The organism is Saccharopolyspora sp. NFXS83 (assembly GCF_026241095.1).
Lineage (GTDB): Bacteria > Actinomycetota > Actinomycetes > Mycobacteriales > Pseudonocardiaceae > Saccharopolyspora_C.
Genome location: NZ_JAPFGB010000005.1, coordinates 33420 through 50118 on the forward strand (window position 1 = coordinate 33420; position 16699 = coordinate 50118).

The 16699-nt window shown below is 73.0% G+C and carries 18 protein-coding genes; 6 read left to right on the plus strand and 12 right to left on the minus strand.

Annotation, left to right across the window (positions count from 1 at the left end; all coding sequences use genetic code 11):
- Positions 1–38 precede the first annotated feature (38 nt).
- Together OOZ19_RS07000 and OOZ19_RS07005 are read left to right on the plus strand one after the other, a co-directional pair.
- Positions 39–689: a DJ-1/PfpI family protein gene (locus OOZ19_RS07000; RefSeq protein WP_266089190.1), complete on the plus strand. Its 651-nt coding sequence runs from the start codon at positions 39–41 to the stop codon at positions 687–689.
- Positions 690–777: 88 nt separating this feature from the next.
- Positions 778–993, plus strand: coding sequence for a DUF2277 domain-containing protein (locus OOZ19_RS07005; RefSeq protein WP_243788223.1), 216 nt, complete (start codon positions 778–780; stop codon positions 991–993).
- A gap of 195 nt (positions 994–1188) precedes the next feature.
- Here the strand turns inward: OOZ19_RS07005 and OOZ19_RS07010 are convergent, their stop codons facing one another.
- From OOZ19_RS07010 to OOZ19_RS07020, 3 genes are read right to left on the minus strand one after another with little or no spacing between them, the layout of a single operon-like run.
- Positions 1189–1788 carry a methylated-DNA--[protein]-cysteine S-methyltransferase gene (locus OOZ19_RS07010; RefSeq protein ID WP_416309405.1) on the minus strand — a complete coding sequence of 200 codons (600 nt, stop codon included), beginning with the start codon at positions 1786–1788 and terminating at the stop codon, positions 1189–1191.
- Entirely contained in the window at positions 1785–2261 is a 477-nt protein-coding gene (locus OOZ19_RS07015) for an RNA polymerase sigma factor (protein WP_266089191.1), read from the minus strand. Before OOZ19_RS07015 ends, OOZ19_RS07010 begins: the two co-directional genes overlap by 4 nt.
- Position 2262: 1 nt before the next feature.
- Entirely contained in the window at positions 2263–2760 is a 498-nt protein-coding gene (locus OOZ19_RS07020; protein ID WP_266089192.1) for a methylated-DNA--[protein]-cysteine S-methyltransferase, read from the minus strand.
- Between the two features lie 135 nt (positions 2761–2895).
- Between OOZ19_RS07020 and OOZ19_RS07025 the strand changes: the two genes are divergently transcribed.
- Both OOZ19_RS07025 and OOZ19_RS07030 read left to right on the plus strand, forming a co-directional pair.
- A complete protein-coding gene (locus OOZ19_RS07025; protein ID WP_266089193.1) occupies positions 2896–3504 on the plus strand; it encodes a TetR/AcrR family transcriptional regulator in 609 nt (202 codons plus the stop codon).
- Between the two features lie 459 nt (positions 3505–3963).
- Positions 3964–4620 (plus strand): M15 family metallopeptidase, encoded by a 657-nt coding sequence (locus OOZ19_RS07030; RefSeq protein WP_266089194.1) that lies wholly within the window; start codon positions 3964–3966, stop codon positions 4618–4620.
- Positions 4621–4650: 30 nt separating this feature from the next.
- Here OOZ19_RS07030 and OOZ19_RS07035 read toward each other — a convergent pair whose 3' ends face one another.
- Together OOZ19_RS07035 and OOZ19_RS07040 are read right to left on the minus strand one after the other, a co-directional pair.
- The gene (locus tag OOZ19_RS07035) at positions 4651–6282 is read right to left on the minus strand and encodes a flavin-containing monooxygenase (protein WP_266089195.1); all 1632 of its coding nucleotides are present in this window, start codon (positions 6280–6282) and stop codon (positions 4651–4653) included.
- Between the two features lie 204 nt (positions 6283–6486).
- On the minus strand, positions 6487–6687 hold the full coding sequence (locus OOZ19_RS07040) for a hypothetical protein (protein WP_266089196.1): 201 nt from the start codon (positions 6685–6687) through the stop codon (positions 6487–6489).
- A gap of 238 nt (positions 6688–6925) precedes the next feature.
- On the opposite strand from OOZ19_RS07040, the gene OOZ19_RS07045 reads away from it, so the two are divergent.
- Entirely contained in the window at positions 6926–7837 is a 912-nt protein-coding gene (locus OOZ19_RS07045) for a polysaccharide pyruvyl transferase family protein (protein ID WP_266089197.1), read from the plus strand.
- A 25-nt stretch (positions 7838–7862) separates the two neighbouring features.
- On the opposite strand, the gene OOZ19_RS07050 is transcribed toward OOZ19_RS07045, so the two are convergent.
- Positions 7863–8765 (minus strand): alpha/beta hydrolase-fold protein, encoded by a 903-nt coding sequence (locus tag OOZ19_RS07050; protein WP_266089198.1) that lies wholly within the window; start codon positions 8763–8765, stop codon positions 7863–7865.
- Between the two features lie 112 nt (positions 8766–8877).
- On the opposite strand from OOZ19_RS07050, the gene OOZ19_RS07055 reads away from it, so the two are divergent.
- A complete protein-coding gene (locus OOZ19_RS07055) occupies positions 8878–10428 on the plus strand; it encodes an acetolactate synthase large subunit (RefSeq protein WP_266089199.1) in 1551 nt (516 codons plus the stop codon).
- A gap of 139 nt (positions 10429–10567) precedes the next feature.
- Here OOZ19_RS07055 and OOZ19_RS07060 read toward each other — a convergent pair whose 3' ends face one another.
- The 6 genes from OOZ19_RS07060 to OOZ19_RS07085 form a co-directional block, all read right to left on the minus strand.
- Positions 10568–11236, minus strand: a complete 669-nt coding sequence (locus OOZ19_RS07060; protein WP_266089200.1) for a LuxR C-terminal-related transcriptional regulator — start codon at positions 11234–11236, stop codon at positions 10568–10570.
- 43 nt (positions 11237–11279) lie between these two features.
- Positions 11280–11915, minus strand: coding sequence for a sensor histidine kinase (locus tag OOZ19_RS07065; protein ID WP_266089201.1), 636 nt, complete (start codon positions 11913–11915; stop codon positions 11280–11282).
- 115 nt (positions 11916–12030) lie between these two features.
- Positions 12031–13218, minus strand: a complete 1188-nt coding sequence (locus OOZ19_RS07070; protein ID WP_266089202.1) for a glycosyltransferase — start codon at positions 13216–13218, stop codon at positions 12031–12033.
- On the minus strand, positions 13215–13961 hold the full coding sequence (locus OOZ19_RS07075) for a LuxR C-terminal-related transcriptional regulator (protein ID WP_266089203.1): 747 nt from the start codon (positions 13959–13961) through the stop codon (positions 13215–13217). Before OOZ19_RS07075 ends, OOZ19_RS07070 begins: the two co-directional genes overlap by 4 nt.
- Positions 13962–14013: 52 nt before the next feature.
- Complete coding sequence (locus tag OOZ19_RS07080; RefSeq protein WP_266089204.1) at positions 14014–15390, minus strand: glycosyltransferase family 2 protein; 1377 nt, start codon at positions 15388–15390, stop codon at positions 14014–14016.
- Positions 15391–15403: 13 nt separating this feature from the next.
- Complete coding sequence (locus tag OOZ19_RS07085) at positions 15404–16693, minus strand: glycosyl hydrolase family 18 protein (protein WP_266089205.1); 1290 nt, start codon at positions 16691–16693, stop codon at positions 15404–15406.
- Positions 16694–16699 lie beyond the last annotated feature (6 nt).

The window sequence follows — 16699 nt, forward strand, 5'->3', positions numbered from 1 at the left end:
GTGGAGCTCGCAAGCAGTTCGGCGAGGAAAGGCCCACCATGCACGCGCAGTTCGTTCTGTTCGACGGGTTCGACCCGCTCGACGCCATCGGCCCGTACGAGACGCTGCTCGCCGGGGGAGGCGCCACCGGCGGCCTGCTCACCGGCGAGTTCGCCACCGCTGAGGGGCCGCGCGAGGTCACGTCCGGCATCGGCGGCGTGACCCTGCGGGCGACGGCGACCGTGGACGCGGAGCGGGCCGACCTGATCGTCGTGCCTGGCGCCGCTCCGGGCGACGGGTCCGGCGGCATGGTCGAAGCGGTCAACGAGCGGCTGGCGGCGGCTGCTCGGTCCGAGCTCGGCGGACGGCTCGCGGCGGCGATGCGGCGTCCAGGAACGACGGTCGCCACCGTGTGCGGCGGCTCGGTCGTGCTCGGCATGGCCGGGCTGCTCACCGGTCGCCACGCCACCACGAACCGGATGGGGCTGGCGGACTTCGCCGCGACCGGTGCTCACGTGATCGACGCCCGCGTCGTCGACGACGGCGACCTGATCACCGCGGGCGGGGTCAGCTCCGGGATCGACCTGGCCCTGCACCTGCTGGAACGGGAGCTGGGGCCGCTGGTGGCGCGGGCGGTGGAGGACCTGTTCGGTCACGAACGCCGCGGCACCGCCTGGCGCCACCACGGACCGGTACCGGCCTGGTCGTAGGGCTCGGCGGCGCCGTCACGAGAGCCGTTCGCTCAGGCCGGGAGCTTCAGCGCCGGAAGGCTGCCGGTGGGCGGAGGACAATGCGGGCATGTGCCGAAGCATCAAGACCCTCCGCCCGCCGTACGCCGAGCAGGTCACCGACGGTGACGTGCGTGCCGCGGCGGTGCAGTACGTCCGCAAGATCTCCGGGTTCCGCCAGCCCGCCGCGCACAACGCGGCGGCGTTCGACCGCGCGGTGGACACCATCGCGCAGGCGACGGCGGAACTGCTCGATTCCCTGGAGGTCCGCGGCTCCCGGAGCTGAGCCGACACCGGTGACGCGGGCGCAGATCCGCGCCGATGCATGCTCTCCACCTGCCGCACCGGCGGCGGAGCCGCTAACAACGACCAGCCTGAGCGAACCGGCGGTTCTCAGCGGTTTCCCCGCGAGGACGGCGATTCCGCCGCGCACGGCACGCACGAGAGCGAGCAAGCCGCCGAGGTTCCGCCGAGCAAGCCGTCACCGCTGACCGGCTTCCAGGGTGAGCAGCGTTCGCTTGGCCTCCGGGCCGCCCGCGTATCCGCCGGAGGAGCCGTCGGAACGGACGACTCGGTGGCACGGGATGACCACGGGCAGCGGATTCGTCGCGCACGCCGTGCCCACGGCCCGAACCGCGCGCGGACTGCCCGCCGCCGTCGCCACCTGCGCGTAGCTCTGGGTGCCGCCGTAGGCGATGCGCGGCAGGTGCGACAGCACCGCCCGCCGGAACCCCTGCGACAGCCGGAGGTCCAACGGCACGTCGAACTCGTGCCTGCGCCCGGTGAAGTACTCGTCGAGCTGCGCGCTCACCGCGTCCAGCCTCGCCGGCGCGGCCAGCACCCGCGGGCTCACCTGCTCGGCCAGCGCGGCGAGCACCGCGTCGTGGTCCTGGCCGGGGAACGCGACGCGCACCAGTCCCCGCTCGGTCGCGGCCAGCAGCAGCGACCCGACCGGCGAGTCCACCGTGCGGTAGGCGACGTCGAGCAGCCCCTCCCGCTCGGCGGCGACCGCGAGCCTCCCGCGCAGCCGCTCCAGCGAGTCGTCGCGCACCGTCCTCGGCCGTCCTCCTGGGTCCGTCACAACTTCCCCTCCTCCGAGCCGATGGTGGCGCGCAGCCGGGCGATGCCGTCGGCCGCGGCCCGGCGCGCGGCGTCCGCGCTGCCCCCGACGAGCTCGGCGATCTCCCGGTAGGGCAGGCCCGCGACGTGGTGGTAGGCCACCGCCTGCCGCTGCTTGTCGGGCAGGTCCCGCAACGCCGCCCACACCGGGTCGGGTTCGCGCGGGAGCCCGTCCACGGCGGGCCGTTCGGGGACGTGCTCGACGCTCACCGGGCGGCGCGCCCGCGCGCGGGTGATGTCGATGGCCTTGCGGTGCGCGATCGTGACGAGCCACGCCTGCACGTTGGCCTCCGGGGCCAGCCGCGGATACGCCCGCAGCGCGGCCAGGAACGTCTCCGACCAGGCGTCCTCGGCGTCGTCCGGGCCCACCACCGCCCGGCACACCCGCAGCACCACCGGCCCGTGCTCGGTCACGATCCGCTCGAACGGGGTCATCTCAGAAGAGCCTGCCCGCGTCCACCGCGGCCGGTTCCTCCAAGGCCAGCAGGTAGCGCTTGCGGTCCAGCCCACCCGCGTAGCCGGTGAGGCTGCCGTCGGCACCGATGACCCGGTGGCAGGGCACGATCACCGACAGCGGGTTCTGCCCGTTCGCCGCGCCCACCGCCTGCGAGTAGTTCACGTCGCCGAGCCGCCGAGCCAGGTCGCCGTAGGTGCGGGTCTCGCCGTACGGGATCTCCTCGAGCAGCGCCCAGACCCGCAGCTGGAACGGCTTGCCGCGCGGCGCGAGCGGCAGGTCGAACTCGGTGCGACGCCGGTCGAAGTACTCCTCGAACTGCCGCCGCGCCGCTGCGAACAGCGGGATGTCCGCCCGCTCGCCGCGCTCCTCGGGGGCGTGCTTGCCGCCGGCGAAGTGCAGTGCCGCCAAGCTCCCGTCCCGAGCGATCAGCGTCAGCCCCCCGAGCGGTGTGTCGATCACCGCGTGCACCGTCGTCATGATCGGTTCCCCTCTCCGCGCCTGCGCCTACCACTATGCAGACGCGCGGCGCGCCCCGAACGTGAGCCCCTCCGACTCGCCCGAGGTCAAGGCGACATGATCCACCGGACACTGCCTACTGGAATAATCCACCGCATGACGACGGCACCACCGGCACGCGCCGCCAAGCGCGGTCGCCCCGGCTACGACCTGGAGTCCCTGCTGGCGGTGGCGGTGCGGCTGTTCAACGAGCGCGGCTACGACGGGACCAGCATGGAGGACCTGTCCCGCAAGCTCGGCATCAGCAAGTCCGCCATCTACCACCACGTGCCCAGCAAGGAGGAGCTGCTGCGCCTGGCCGTCGACCGGGCGCTGGACGGGCTGTTCGCGACCGCCACGGCCGCCCGCGCGCGGGACGCGAGCGCCGTGGAACGGCTGGAGAACCTGGTGCGCGGCAGCGTGCTGGTGCTGGTGGACCGACTGCCGTTCGTGACGCTGCTGCTGCGAGTGCGGGGCAACACCAAGGTGGAGCGCGCCGCGCTGGCCCGTCGCCGCGAGTTCGACCAGCTGATCACCGACCTCGTCGCCGAAGCGGTCCGGGACGGTGACCTGCGGCCCGAGTTCGACGCCGCCACCGTCGGGCGCCTGCTGTTCGGCATGGTGAACTCGCTGGTCGAGTGGTACCGGCCGCGCGGCGGCATCGGCGCGGAGGAACTCGCGGACATGGTCGTGGCCGTCGCGTTCGACGGACTGCGGAAGAATTGAGATGAGCTCAGCGGGAACGAGTTCGTCCGGCTGAACTTCGAGGTTCTCGAATTCCGGGAGACCACCGCGATTCCGCGCGCTTCCGGGCTGATTCCGGTGGCACTCGTGCGGGATTCCCGGCGCCCGAATCGCTGGAGGCGGAGGTCGTTCGGGAGTCACGACCTCCGCTCTCCACCAGGTGGGCCGGTGGCGACGGCAACGGGTTCGGGGCCTGGCCGTGCGCTGGTGTTCAGAACACCGCCGCGACACCGGAATGCGTCCGTTTCGGGGCCGGACTGCGGACTCCGGATGCCGCGACCACTGATCCCACGACGAGATCGTGAACCGCTGACTGTCCATTCGCAACACAAGGGCACTTCCGATGACCACTTTCGTGCGGATCTTCTCGTTGCCCCAGCGGTCGAATCGACGCCGACGCACCCGCACACTGGCGGTCGACCGGGAAATGAGGGAGCCGCCATGAGGAAGTCCCACGCCGCGCTGCTCGCGTGCGCGTTCGCCGCATCGACCGCGCAGTGCGGAAATCCGCAACCTCCCGCGAGCGAACCCGCACCGGAGTTCACCTCCAGCGTGCACCGAGTCGATGCGGCCCAGCTCGGCCCGAGTTGGCGGCCCGAATGCCCCGTCGCCCCGGATCGGTTGCGCCTGCTGCGGCTTCAGCACGTCGGCATGGACGGGCGGGAGCACACCGGACGGCTCATCGTGCACGAGGACCGGGTACCGCAGACCATCGCCGCGTTCGCCCGCCTCCACGAGCTGCGGTTCCCCGTCGAGCGGATGCGCCCGGCCGGGGAATACCCGGACGCGTCCGACGAGCTGTCGATGCGCGACGACAACACGTCCGCGTTCAGCTGCCGCGGCATCAGCGGCAGCGGCAGCTGGTCGCAGCACGCCTACGGGCGGGCCGTCGACATCAATCCGCTCGTCAACCCGTACATCAGCGCCGACGGCGAACTCCAGCCCGCCACGGCGGGTCCCTACCTGGACCGCACCCGAACGGACCCCGGGATGCTGCACGACGGCGACGCCGCCGTGCGCGTGTTCACCGGGGCGGGATGGACCTGGGGCGGCGGCTGGCGCGACCCCAAGGACTACCAGCACTTCGAACTCCCGTAGCGGTTCCCTCCCCCTGCGCGGCGGTCGACGTCACTTCAGGTCGAAACCGCGGTAGTCGTTGGCGGCCACCGCGTCGCAGGTCTCCTCGTAGAGGTCGAGTCCGCCGACGTAGGGCATGAAGACCTGCTGCTTGCCGGGGACGTTCGCGCCGAGGTACCAGGACGCCGCCTTCGGGAACAGGGTCTCGGCCGCCAGTTCGCGCACGTGCTCGACCCAGTCGTGCTGGGCCTGCTCGGTGGCCTCGATGCTGCGGTAGCCGTTGCGGCGCAGGTGGTCCACGCAGCCGGCCGTCCACTGCACGTGCTGCTCGATGGACGTGACCATGTTCGTCAGCACCGAAGGACTGCCAGGGCCGGCGAGGACGAACATGTTCGGGAATCCCGCCACGCCCAGGCCCAGGTAGGTGGCCGGGCCGCCGCTCCACGCCTCAGCGAGCTCGCAGCCGTCCCGGCCCCGGACGTCGATGCGGTCGAGCGCACCGGTCATCGCGTCGAACCCGGTGGCCAGCACCAGCGAATCGAGTTCGTGCTCGACCCCGCCCGCGCGCACGCCCCGCGCGGTGATCGTCTCCAGTGGACTCCTCCGGAGGTCGACGAGGGTCACGTGGTCCTGGTTGTATGCCTCGAAGTAGCCGGTGTCCACGCACACCCGCTTGGAACCCAGCGGATGGCCGCGGGGCAGCAGCGCCTCGGCGGTGGCCGGGTCGTGCACGACCTCCCGGATCTTCCCGCGCACGAACTCGGCGACCTCGTCGTTGGCCCGCTGGTCGACCATGATGTCGGCGTAGGATCCGAGCAGGTGGAAACCGCCGCGCCCCCACCGGCTCTCGAACTCGTGTAGGCGCTGGTCTTCGTCGACGTCGAAGGTGTTCTGCTCGTTGGTGGCCCGGTCCACGCCTCCCGAACTGGCCCGGTTCGCCTCGCGCCGCTCCCGGTAGCGCGCTTTGACCTCGCGGAACTCGTCCGGGTCGAGCGGGCCGTTGAAGGCGGGCACGGAGAAGTTCGGCGTCCGCTGGAACACCGTCAGCCGCGCGGCCTGCCGGGCGATCACCGGGATCGACTGGATCCCCGACGATCCGGTGCCGATCACGCCGACCGCGCGACCGGAGAAGTCCACATCGGACTCCGGCCAGTTCCCGGTGTGGTGCACGGGACCATGGAAGTCGCCCAGCCCGGGCAGCGCGGGAACCTGCGGCACCGACAGGCATCCGGTGGCCATGATGCAGAACCGGCTCACCAGCGGCGGCAGCCCCGGTGCGTGCACCGTCCAGCACGCCGCGCCCTCGTCGAAGTGCGCCGCCGTGACCCGCGCGTCGAACGTGATGTCGCGGCGCAGGTCGAACCGGTCCGCGACGTGCGAGAGGTAGCGCAGGATCTCGGGCTGGGCCGAGTACCGCTCGGACCACTCCCATTCCTGTTGCAGCGACTCGGAGAACGAGTACGAGTAGTCGACGCTCTCGATGTCGCAGCGCGCCCCGGGATAGCGGTTCCAGTACCAGGTTCCGCCGACGTCCGAGCCCGCTTCCAGCACGCGCGCGGAAAATCCGCGCGCCCGCAGTTCGTGGAGCATGTAGAGCCCGGCGAACCCGGCTCCGATCACCACCGCGTCGACGTCCACCGGACCCGCTCCCCCGGCTTCGGACGTGGCTGAAGAAGCTCGCATGCTCGTCACCCGCTCGCGCCGGTCGGCCGCAGTGCCGGATTCCCTGCCTCGCAGCGGGGAATCTAGCGCAGCGGACCGGTGCAGGCGATGGAAGTCACCGGAGTGGCCGAGTGCTCCCGGCCGGTGCGAGCGACGCCGCCGGGACGGCCGCGCCCCCGGGCTCGGACCGGTGTCCGCGGCCGGATCGGTGCCACGACCAGCGGGTCACGCGGCGGAGGCCGGGCCGCCGGATCTCGCCTGCGGCACCGGGTTTCCCTCTTCCGGATCGAGCCCCAGCATGTCCAGCAGCTCGGCCAGCTGGGCGGCGTCCTGCGCGTGGTGCGCGGTGGCGCGCACCGCCCGCGCCCGCTCCCGCGGAGTCGGCTCGTGCGCATCCGCTTGTTGTGGCGTGGGTTTCACGTGCATGAGTCTTCCTCCCCCGAGTGGTCCGTGCGGTCGCCGATGATGCCAGCCGGGCACTCCCACGACACGGCCGAAAGTCCTGGTCCGACAGGTGCTGGGGCGCGGGAGCACGGATGTGGCGCGAGTGGGGGAAACGGCGCCGGAGTGCGAGCGGCGTCACCGTCGATGCCGGAACGGCGCGGTTGGGCAAGGCCGCCGCCGGGCACCTCGGGAGGGCGGAAACATCGGGGAGGAGGCTCACGTGCGGGTACTGATCACGGGGTGGCCCAGCTTCCTGCACGCCGAGGTCAACGCCGGTGATGTGGCGGCGATGCGCCGGGTCGAGGGCGCGCTGACCATCGCCGGGATCCCGTGCGACACGGCGTGGAGCCCGACGCTGGCCCCCGGCTCGCTCACCCTCGACGACGCGGCCCCGGAGAAGTACACCGACCTCGTGTTCGTCAGCGGCCCCGCGCACGGCAGGCAGCTCGACGACCTGCACCGGCGCTACGACCAGTGCCGGCGCACCGCGGTCGGAGTCACCGTCATCGACGAGCGGTCCACCGCCGTCCAGGGCTTCCACTCCGTGCTGGCCCGCGACCGCCCGCAGGTGCCCGCGTCCCGGGACCTCGCCGCGGGCGCCCCGACCAGCCCGGCTCCGGTCGCGGCGATCGTGGTGTCCCACGGCCGCCGCGAGTACGGCCCGCTGCGCAGGCACGACAGCGTGCACCGGTACCTGCTGAACTGGATCGGCCGCACCGATTTCGCGCCGATGCCGATCGATCCGCGGCTGGACCGGGTCAACGCCCGGGCGTGCTCCACGGTCGACCAGTTCGCGGCGTTGCTCGCCCGCGCCGACGTGGTGGTGACCTCCCGGCTGTCCGGCCTGGTCTTCGCGCTCGCGCAGGGCGTTCCGGCGCTGGCCGTGGACCCGGTCGCCGGCGGCGGGAAGGTGTCCGCGCAGGGGATGGCCTGGCAGTGGCCAGCTGTGCTCTCCAGCGAAGAGGTGATCTCCGGTGGGGACGGGCAAGCGGGCGCGCTGCTCGACCGGTGGTGGCAGTGGTGCCTCGGCCCGGAGGCGCGGGAGCAGGCGAGGACCCACGCCGCCCAGGCGGCGGCGTCCGGCCAACGCCAGCTATCCGACCTGGTCGACCACCTGCGAACGCCCAGGTGACCCCGCTCGGCTGTCCGGCGCCGGGTCAGCCTTCGGCGGGCACTCCCGTTCCGAGGAATCGCAGCATGTCCGCGCCGACGACGTCGAACACGGTCGCGTCGTGGTTGCCGGGGAGCACCGACAGGACCGGGGTGTTCCGGTACTCCTGCGCGAGGCGCTCCGCGCCTTCCAGGTACACATCGGCGTCGCCGACCCAGACGCCGACCGGCACGTCGCCCAACTGCTCGGTGTGGCGCAGCGGATCGTTCGCGATCCAGTCCTGCTCGGTGGCGAACACGCCCTTCTCCTGCATGTGCTCCCAGGTCACCGGCAGCGCCGGGGCGAGCAGCGCCGCGGCTTCGACGGGCAGCCCCACCTCGGTGCGCTCAGCGGCGTAGTTCAGCGCGCCGAAGCCACCCGTGGATATTCCGGCGACGGCGAAGGGCAGGCCGTCGCGGTCGCCGAGCCGCCGGGAGCGCAACCACGCCGGGACCTCTTCGAGCAGCATGCTCATCAGGTCGCCGTTGGCGGAGCCGTCGTTCCAGTAGGAGTTGAACCCGCCGTCCACCGCGAGCAGGCCGAACGGCGGGAGCACCCCGTCGGCGTACTCGGTCTCCAGCTTGCTCAACGTCTCGTACGGGATCGGCGTCGGGCTCATCCCGTCCCTGCCGTGCAGGTACAGCACGATCGGCAGGTTCTCGGTGCGCTCCAGGCCGGTCGGGAACGCGAACATCAGCTGCACGTCCCCGTCCCGGTAGTGGGAACGCTCCGCGTCCACGCTCAGCACCGGCCCGGTCGCCGCCGGGGTCCGCGGCATCGGCCTGCGCAGCGGTGCCTCCGCCGTGGCCCGTCCGGGTTCCGATCGCCCGCACGCACCCACGGCGGCACCGGTCGCCGCCACACCCATCAAGGACAGCAGGCTCCGCCGCCCCAGTTTCACGTTCCGCATTCGCCTGCCACCACGTCGTCAAGGTCCCCCCGACACCTTACCGAGGCCCCTGACGCTTGTCCGCGAGGCCGACCACGTTCAGCATGACCTGAGGGAACGTCGGCGGAAGGGGATGGGCGTGAACGGTGCGGAAAGCCTGCTCGCGGCGGCGCGGGAAGCGGGTGTGCCGGTGTGCTTCGCGAATCCCGGCACGACGGAGCTGCCGCTGGTGGAGGCGTTCGACTCGGTCGGCGGGATCCGCACCGTGCTCGGCCTCTCGGAGGGCGTCGTGACCGGCGCCGCCGACGGGTACGCCCGGATGACCGGACGGCCCGCGATGACGCTGCTGCACCTCGGCCCGGGATTCGCCAACGGCATCGCCAACCTGCACAACGCCCGACGTGCCCGCACGCCCGTCATCAACGTGATCGGCGAGCACGCCACCTGGCACCAGGCCGCGGACGCCCCGCTCGCGAGCGACATCGACTCGCTGGCCCGCCCGGTGTCGGGCTGGGTGGGCCGCACCAGCGGGGCCGCCGCGGCGGCATCGGAGTTCCTGGCCGCCCGCCAGGCCGCGCTGCGGGATCGGATGCCCGCCACGCTGATCGCCGCCGCGGACCACATGTGGGACGACGGCGGCGAACCCGCGGCCGTGCCACCGGAACCGGGTCCGGCCACTGTGGACCGCGAACGGGTCTCGGGGATCGCGAAGCTGCTGGCCGGGCCGGGGCGTCCCGCTCTGCTGCTCGGCGGGGCGGCGCTCGGCGCGGACGGGATCCGGCTGGGCGCCCGGATCGCCGCGGCGACCGGCGGCGACGTGTTCGCCGAGCGCAACCCGTCCCGCATCGAGCGCGGCCCGGACGTGCCCGCGGTGCGGTCGCTGCCGTACTTCCCGGAGGACACCCTCGCCGCGCTGGAGGGCTACACGCACCTGGTGCTGGTCGGCACCGGCATTCCGGTGGCGTTCTTCGGATATCGGGGTCAGCCGAGCGTTCCGGTGCCGGCGCACGTCCAGGTGCACGCGCTGGCCGACCTCGACGAGGACGCCGTCGACGCGCTCGGCGCCGTCGCCGACGCCACCGGCGCCACGAGCATCGAGCCGCCGGTGCGGGAACGGCCCGCGCCGCGCGCGCCGGAAGGCGAACTGCACGCCAAGGCCGTCGCCACCGCCATCGCGCTCAGCCAGCCCGACCGGTCGATCATCGTGAACGAGGGCGTCACCGCGGCGGCGGCGTACCCGGCGGTGGCGACCGCCGCTCCCGCGCACACCGAGCTGGGCCTGACCGGCGGCGCGATCGGCATGGGCATCCCGGTGGCCACCGGTGCCGCGCTGGCCTGCCCGGACCGCCCGGTGATCAACCTGCAGGCCGACGGCAGCGCCGCCTACACGGTGCAGGGGCTCTGGACGCAGGCGCGCGAACGGCTCGACGTGACGACGGTGATCTGCGCGAACTCCCGGTACCGCATCCTGGAGGCCGAACTGGGCAGAGCCGGCGTCCGCCACCCCGGGCCGGCCGCGACCGGCATGACCGACCTCGGCGCCCCCGCCGTCGACTGGGTCGCGCTGGCCACCGGGTTCGGCGTCCCCGCGGTGCGCGCCACCACCGGCGAGGAACTGACCGCCGCCCTCGAGAACGCCCACGCGCAACCGGGGCCGCACCTCGTCGAAGCCGTCCTGCCCTGACGGCCCGGCCCGCGCCGGCACCACCGCGGGCGCTCAGCGCTCCTCTCGCCAGCACGGCGAGCTTCCCGTGGCGGAGCCCGCTCGGGACGCCGATCCGGCGGTGAGGGGGACGCTGGGCTCTTCGCTCCGCGCGCGGCGCTCACCGACCGGCGAGCGTGCGGGTTTCGAGGAGGTTGTGGCGGAGGGCTAGGGAGGCCGCTTCGAGGCGGGAGTGGACGCCGAGCTTGGTGAGGACCGCCTGCACGTGGGTGCGGACCGTCGTCGGGGAGACGCCGAGGGACTTCGCCATCGTCGCCGTCTGCGCACCTTCCGTGAGCAGGCTGAGGCATTCGCGTTCCCGGGCGGTCAGGTAGGAGGCGAGCTTGCGGGCGTCGAGGGCGTCGCCGCGCTGCTGCTGCGGCGGAACCCTGGTCGCGGCCAACGAGACGACGGTTTCCCCGGCGGCGACCGCATGGAGCGCGTCGACCAGGATCTCCAAGCCGCACATCTTGTTCACGTATCCGGCGGCGCCCGCCGACAAGGCGCCGCGCACCACGTGCGCGTCGCCGTCCGCGGTGAGCACGACGATCTTCGTGCCGGGCCCGGCGGCGCGGACTTCCCCCAACCGCGCCACGCCGTCGCCGTCGCCGAAGAACCGGTCGAGCAGGCAGATGTCCGGTGCGAACCTGCGGACCGCCGCGACCGTGCCCGCGAGCGAACCCGCCGTGCCGACCACCGGGAAGCCGCGCGCGGACAGCGCCGCGACCAGCGCGTCCACGAAGATCGTGTGGTCGTCGCCGAGCAGCACCCGCGTTGAACCGTCCCCCATCGAACTCCCCCATCGTCGCCGTACCTCGCCGTACCGACCGGTGTCAGGCCGCTGGGAACACCAGCCGCGCCCGCGTTCCCCGCAGCGGAGCCGGGTCCAGGTGCAGCCGTGCCCCGCATTCCTGCGCCAAACCCGTGACGATGCCCAGTCCGAGACCCGCGGCACCGTCCGGCCCGCGGCCGAAACCGGGCCCGTCGTCGACGATCTCCACGGTCGCGGTGCCGCCCCCCGGCTCCCCCGCCGGATGGCAGGTGACGCCCAGCTCGACGACGCCGCCCGGCCCCGCCGCCCGCATCGCGTTGTCCAGCAGGTTCGACAGCATCCGCCACACCGCGGTCGCGTCCGCCCGCACCGCTACCGGTGCCCCCGGCCGCACCACCGGCGTCGGCGCGTCCGCGCGGGCGCGGGCGGTGGCGAGCCGTCCGAGCAGGCCGTGCAGCTCCACCGGGGCCGGTTCGGCGGGCACCGCGCCGGAAGCGACCAGGTCCAGCAGCCTCGCCAGTTCCTGGCTCATCGCGTCCAGGCGGTCCGTCGCCGCGGGCGGCAGCTCACCGTCGGCGCGCATCCCCTCGGCCAAGTACGAGACGGCCGCCAAGCCGTGCCCCAGGTCGTGCAGCAAGCCGCGCAGGCACCGCTCCGCTCCCGGCGGTGCAGGCGCGGGCAAGGATTCGGTTCGCACCACCGCTCCCCTCCGCTCCGAGATGACGTGGCCGGATCCGCGCCGGCCGTGCTAACCGGGTCGTCGCGGCCGGGGTGTCCGCTCGTTGCAGTCTCATTCCTTCAGGGGGTGACGGTCACCGCAGGTCACGGATGTTCGCCGGTAGCTCCACCACGGCACCGGGCGGCCCTGCCCCGCTAGCGGGCGGAGTCACCGGGTCCGGCAGGTAAGCGGCGGCCAGGTCGGCCGCGAGCGCGGCCTCGGTGTGCACGCCCGCCACCCGAGCGCGGGCCGCTGCGGCGAGCCCGGCCGCCCAGCCCGGATCCGCCAGCAGGCTCTCGACGGCGGAGCCCAGCAGGTCCGGACGGGCCGGGGGCACCAGCAGCCCCGTCACGCCCGGCACGACGACGTCGCCGATCGCGTTCACCGCGGTCGCCACCACGGGCACCTCGACGCTCATCGCCTCCACCACCGCCAGCGGCAGGCCTTCGTAGCGGCTGGACTGCACGAACACGTCGAACGCCTGCACCAGTTCCGCCGCGTCCGCGCGGTCCCCGGCCAGCTCGACGCGAACGCCGAGGCGCGTCGCCGCCGCCCGCACCCGCGCGGCGCGCTCCCCGTCGCCGATCCACACGCCGATCACGTCCGGCCCGCGCAGCACCGCCAGCGCGCGGACCCAGTCCTCCGGGGCCTTCTGGTAGACGAGCCTGCCCACCGCGCCGACGACCGTCGCCGCCGGTGGCAGCCCCAGCGCGCGGCGGGCGTGGCCGGGGCGGACCTCGACCGGGCGCACCGCGACGCCGGTGGTGCGCACTCGTTCCGGGGCGATGAGGCCGCACCGCACCGCCTCCACCGCCACCCCGGTGCCGACGCACAACGCCACATCGGTGACCTCGCCCAGCGCCCGCTCCACCGCCAGGTACGCCCGCCTGCGCGGTGCGCGCTGGAACTCGTGGAACGGGAAACCGTGGTAGGAGTGCACGATCCGGCCCGCCCCGGCCCGGCGGGCCGCGATCCGGCCGAGCGCCCCGGCTTTCGCGCAGTGGGTGTGCACGACGTCGAACTCCCCGTGGCGCAGCAGCGCGGTGAGCCGCCGCAGCGCACGCAGGTCGTGGCCCGGAGCGATCGGCGCGCGCAGCGCCGGTTCGAGCACGGCCGGCAGTCCCGCCTCGGCCGCTTCTCGCAGCAACCGGCCGCCGCTGCCGGTGATCACGGTGACGTCGAACTCGCGCGGATCCAGCCCCTGCGCGCCGCGCAGCGCCATCACCCCCGCGCCGCCTTCGAGCCTGGTGATGATCGTGGCGACGCGTCGCCTGCGGCTCATCGGGGATCCGGCGGGGCGAGTGCCCCGGCGGGGCCGGGTGCGGCCGGGTTCGTGCGCAGACCCGCGGCGGCGGCCACGCTCACCGCCTCCAGCTGGGAGTGCACCCGCAGCTTCGCGAGGATGCTGCGGGTGTGGGTGCGGACGGTCTCCACGGAGATCCGCAGTTCCTCCGCGATGCGGGTGCCGCGCTTGCCGTCGACCATGCCGCGCAGCACGTCGCGTTCCCGGTCGCTGAGCACGTCCAGCGGCCCGTCCCGGCGACCGGCGCGCACCACGTCCTCCCGCAGCCGCAGCAGGATCTCGCCGAGCACTTCCGGCGGGAACCAGGCGTGGCCCGCGCACACGCCGCGCAGCACGGTCAGCAGCTCCTCCACGCCGCACTCCTTCGGCACCCACCCGGCCGCACCGGCCCGGGCCGCGTCCACCGCGCGCTGCCGGTCGAGCCCGCCGGTGAGCACCACGACCCGCACCGCCGGGCGCCGCAGCAGCACCGCCTCCACCAGGTCCCCGGTGGAGGTCACCGGGTCCACGTCGATGGTCACGACGTCCGGGCGCAACCGGTCGACCATCGCGGGCAGCCTCGGATCGTCGGTGGCGCAGCGACCGACCACCCAGATGTCACCCCCGTCGGAGAGCCGGGCGCTCAACGCTTCCGTGAGCATGAGGTGGTCGTCCACCATCAGCAGCCGCAGCACGTTCACCCCCTCACCGTCGCGCCCGGCCGCGCGGAAGTCCTCATCCAACTGCGGGAGCGACACCGGACAGGACCGGGAGAACCGGGTGAATCCCGGCGGCTCACCCGACGCGCGTGTCCAGGCCGGGGCTTTCCGCTTCCGGGTCGATGCTGTGGCGGCGCGGGCTGCTCCACCGGCCGTTGGACCTCGACCACCACGCCAGCGGCAGCGACGACAGCGCGATCGCCGAATCCAGCACCCGCAGCGGCAGGAACAGCCACGCGTAGAGCAGGAACCGGGGTTGCCGCTGGATCAGCGTCACCACGCACGTCAGCAGCAGGTCCGGCAGCACGATTCCCAGCAGCAGCGCGGGAATCGTCAGGTACCCGGACACCGCCTCGTAGGTCCCGGCGAACCACGGCACCGCCAACGCGCCCGCCGCCAGCTCCGGGATCAGCAGCACCAGCAGCACCAAGGGCAGCAGCACCAGCATGATGCTGCTGGTGAGCAGCTCCAGCAGCAGCAGCGAGAGCATCGCGGTGAACAGGTTCGGCTTCGGCGGGTGCCTGCGCACCGTCTGCCACAGCCCGAGCGACCACCGCCTCGACTGGCGCACGTAGTCGCGCAGCGTGCCCGGGTCCTGGGTGGCCGCCACCGCCGACGGCGTGAACCCGACCTTGCCGAGCCGCTTCTGGTACACCTCGAAGGTCATGTTGAAGTCCTCGATGACCAGTCCCGGCGGGTTCACCTCGATGTTCGGCAGCACGTCGGTGCGGTAGAGGCTGGCGAAGCCCGGCACGATGTGCGTGGCGTTGATGTGGCGCCAGGTCTGACCGAACTTCAGCAGGTACTGCGTCATCGAGTAGATCCGCTGCCGGTGGAACGCCACCAGCCTGCCCGCGAACGACAACGACCGGTCCCGCCACGAGGTGCGTACGCACCCGGCGACGGCGACCACGTCCGGATCGTCGAACAGCGGGAGCGCGGCGGTGAAGTAGCCCGGCTCGACGCGCGTGTCGGCGTCCAGCAGCATCACCAGGCGGTACCGGCGGACCAGCCGGAACCGGCGGATGCCGACCTGCAACGCGCCCGCCTTGCCGACGTTCTCCTCGGTGCTGATCACGTTCACCCCGGCGCGGCGGGCGAATTCCACGGTGCGGTCCGAAGACCCGTCGGACACGACGTGCACCTGCTTCAACGGGATCAACGCGGTGATCGCCCGCAGGCTCTCCCGGATGACGAGCTCCTCGTTGTGCGCGGCGATGAGCACCGCGACGTCGGTGAGCTCCAGGTTCGTCGCCCGCCGCAGGCGGTGCCTGCCGGGCTGCGCCTTCTTCTCGCGATGCGCCTGCAGATCGGTGACCTCGGCCTTGCGCGGGCGCATCCGCGTGCGCAGCGAACCGTGCCAGCCGTCGAGCACCCGCAACAGCCCGATCAGGCCCCACAGCGTGAAGTTCGCGCCGAAGACCGCGATCGCCAGCACCCACCACGGGATCACAGCACCGTCCCCCTCATTCGTCCACCGGCAGGCTTTCCGCGACCCGGTTCCAGGTGGCGGTGTCCTCGTAGCCGTACATCCACAGGTAGACGCCCCGGATTCCGGACCCGCGGGCCACCTCGAACTTCGCCTTGGAACTGACCGAGTTCTCGAACCACACCTCGTGCTCGCGGCCCCGCTCGTCGGTGTAGCGGAACCAGGGGGTCTGGCTCACCGGGTCGTAGTGCGTCTCCGCGCGGTGCTGGGTGGCGAGCTGGAACGCCTGCAGCCAGGTGACGTTGGCGCCCTGGTTCCCGACCCAGTCGTAGCCGTAGAGCGGGACGCCCAGCACGATCCGCTCGGGCGGGATCTGCGTCTTGGCGTACTGCACGACGTCGCGCACCCAGCCGATCGGCGCGACCGGCCCCGGCGGCGAGGTCCCCCAGTGGAAGTCGTAGCCCATCAGCCGGACCTGGTCGGCGGCGCGGCCGATCGCGGCGAAGTCCTGCGCCACGTTGCGCTCGTCGTAGCCGGCGTCGCTGGCCTTCGCGAACACCGCGACCGACAGCGTCTTGCGCTCGGCGTGCAGCGCGGCGCCGAGTTCGGTGACGAACGCGCTGAACACCTCCCGGTCGCCGGAGCGCAGGTTCTCGTAGTCGATGTCGATGCCCGCGTAGTCCTCCCGTTCGACGAGCTCGACGATCTCCCGCACGTGCCGCTCCCGCAGCCGCGGATCGTGCAGCACCTTCGCGACCGGCGCGTAGGCCCAGCGGCCGTCGGTGATGTTGGCCAGCGAGGCCACCACCGGCACGCCAGCGTCGCGCAGCTTGCCGACCTGCTCGGACACCTCGGCGGTCCGCTCCGGCGGGAACTGGTGGGTGATGGCGCCGTCGTCGCCGAGACCGTAGATCCACGGCGAGACCTCGTTCACCGAGTCCCGGTTGGCGACCACGGTCGCCGTCCCGTTGCCCAGGTTCCAGAACGGCAGCGAGGCGACCACGAGCGTGCCGGGTTTCGCGGGCGACATGATGCGCGGCGCGGCCATCACGACCACCAGCAGCGCGGCGATCGCGATGAGCGCGATGAACCAGATCGACCCGCCGAAGTGGCGCACGCGCCGGGCGCGGGGGCTCCGCGCCCGGTCCAGGTCCCACGGCGGCGGGTCGTCCCGTTCCGGTTCCGGTTCCCCGGATCCGGTCCGCAGCCGACGCCACCACGTCGTGAGCTTCGCGCCGAGCCCACCGCCCGCGGCCCCGCCCGCAGCGGGCCCCGCACCCGTCGCCACATCATCCCGTTCGCCCTCCCGCACCCCGTCGTCGTGCATGTCGCC

Bases quoted from the DNA above. Each gene is read 5' to 3' on its own strand.
- OOZ19_RS07085 (WP_266089205.1), bottom strand. From the start codon at position 16,693: ATGCACGACGACGGGGTGCGGGAGGGCGAACGGGATGATGTGGCGACG.
- OOZ19_RS07000 (WP_266089190.1), top strand. From the start codon at position 39: ATGCACGCGCAGTTCGTTCTGTTCGACGGGTTCGACCCGCTCGACGCC.
- OOZ19_RS07030 (WP_266089194.1), top strand. From the start codon at position 3,964: ATGAGGAAGTCCCACGCCGCGCTGCTCGCGTGCGCGTTCGCCGCATCG.
- OOZ19_RS07015 (WP_266089191.1), bottom strand. From the start codon at position 2,261: ATGACCCCGTTCGAGCGGATCGTGACCGAGCACGGGCCGGTGGTGCTG.
- OOZ19_RS07020 (WP_266089192.1), bottom strand. From the start codon at position 2,760: ATGACGACGGTGCACGCGGTGATCGACACACCGCTCGGGGGGCTGACG.
- OOZ19_RS07050 (WP_266089198.1), bottom strand. From the start codon at position 8,765: ATGCGGAACGTGAAACTGGGGCGGCGGAGCCTGCTGTCCTTGATGGGT.
- OOZ19_RS07060 (WP_266089200.1), bottom strand. From the start codon at position 11,236: ATGGGGGACGGTTCAACGCGGGTGCTGCTCGGCGACGACCACACGATC.
- OOZ19_RS07055 (WP_266089199.1), top strand. From the start codon at position 8,878: ATGGGCGTGAACGGTGCGGAAAGCCTGCTCGCGGCGGCGCGGGAAGCG.
- OOZ19_RS07035 (WP_266089195.1), bottom strand. From the start codon at position 6,282: ATGCGAGCTTCTTCAGCCACGTCCGAAGCCGGGGGAGCGGGTCCGGTG.
- OOZ19_RS07070 (WP_266089202.1), bottom strand. From the start codon at position 13,218: ATGAGCCGCAGGCGACGCGTCGCCACGATCATCACCAGGCTCGAAGGC.
- OOZ19_RS07025 (WP_266089193.1), top strand. From the start codon at position 2,896: ATGACGACGGCACCACCGGCACGCGCCGCCAAGCGCGGTCGCCCCGGC.
- OOZ19_RS07040 (WP_266089196.1), bottom strand. From the start codon at position 6,687: ATGCACGTGAAACCCACGCCACAACAAGCGGATGCGCACGAGCCGACT.
- OOZ19_RS07005 (WP_243788223.1), top strand. From the start codon at position 778: ATGTGCCGAAGCATCAAGACCCTCCGCCCGCCGTACGCCGAGCAGGTC.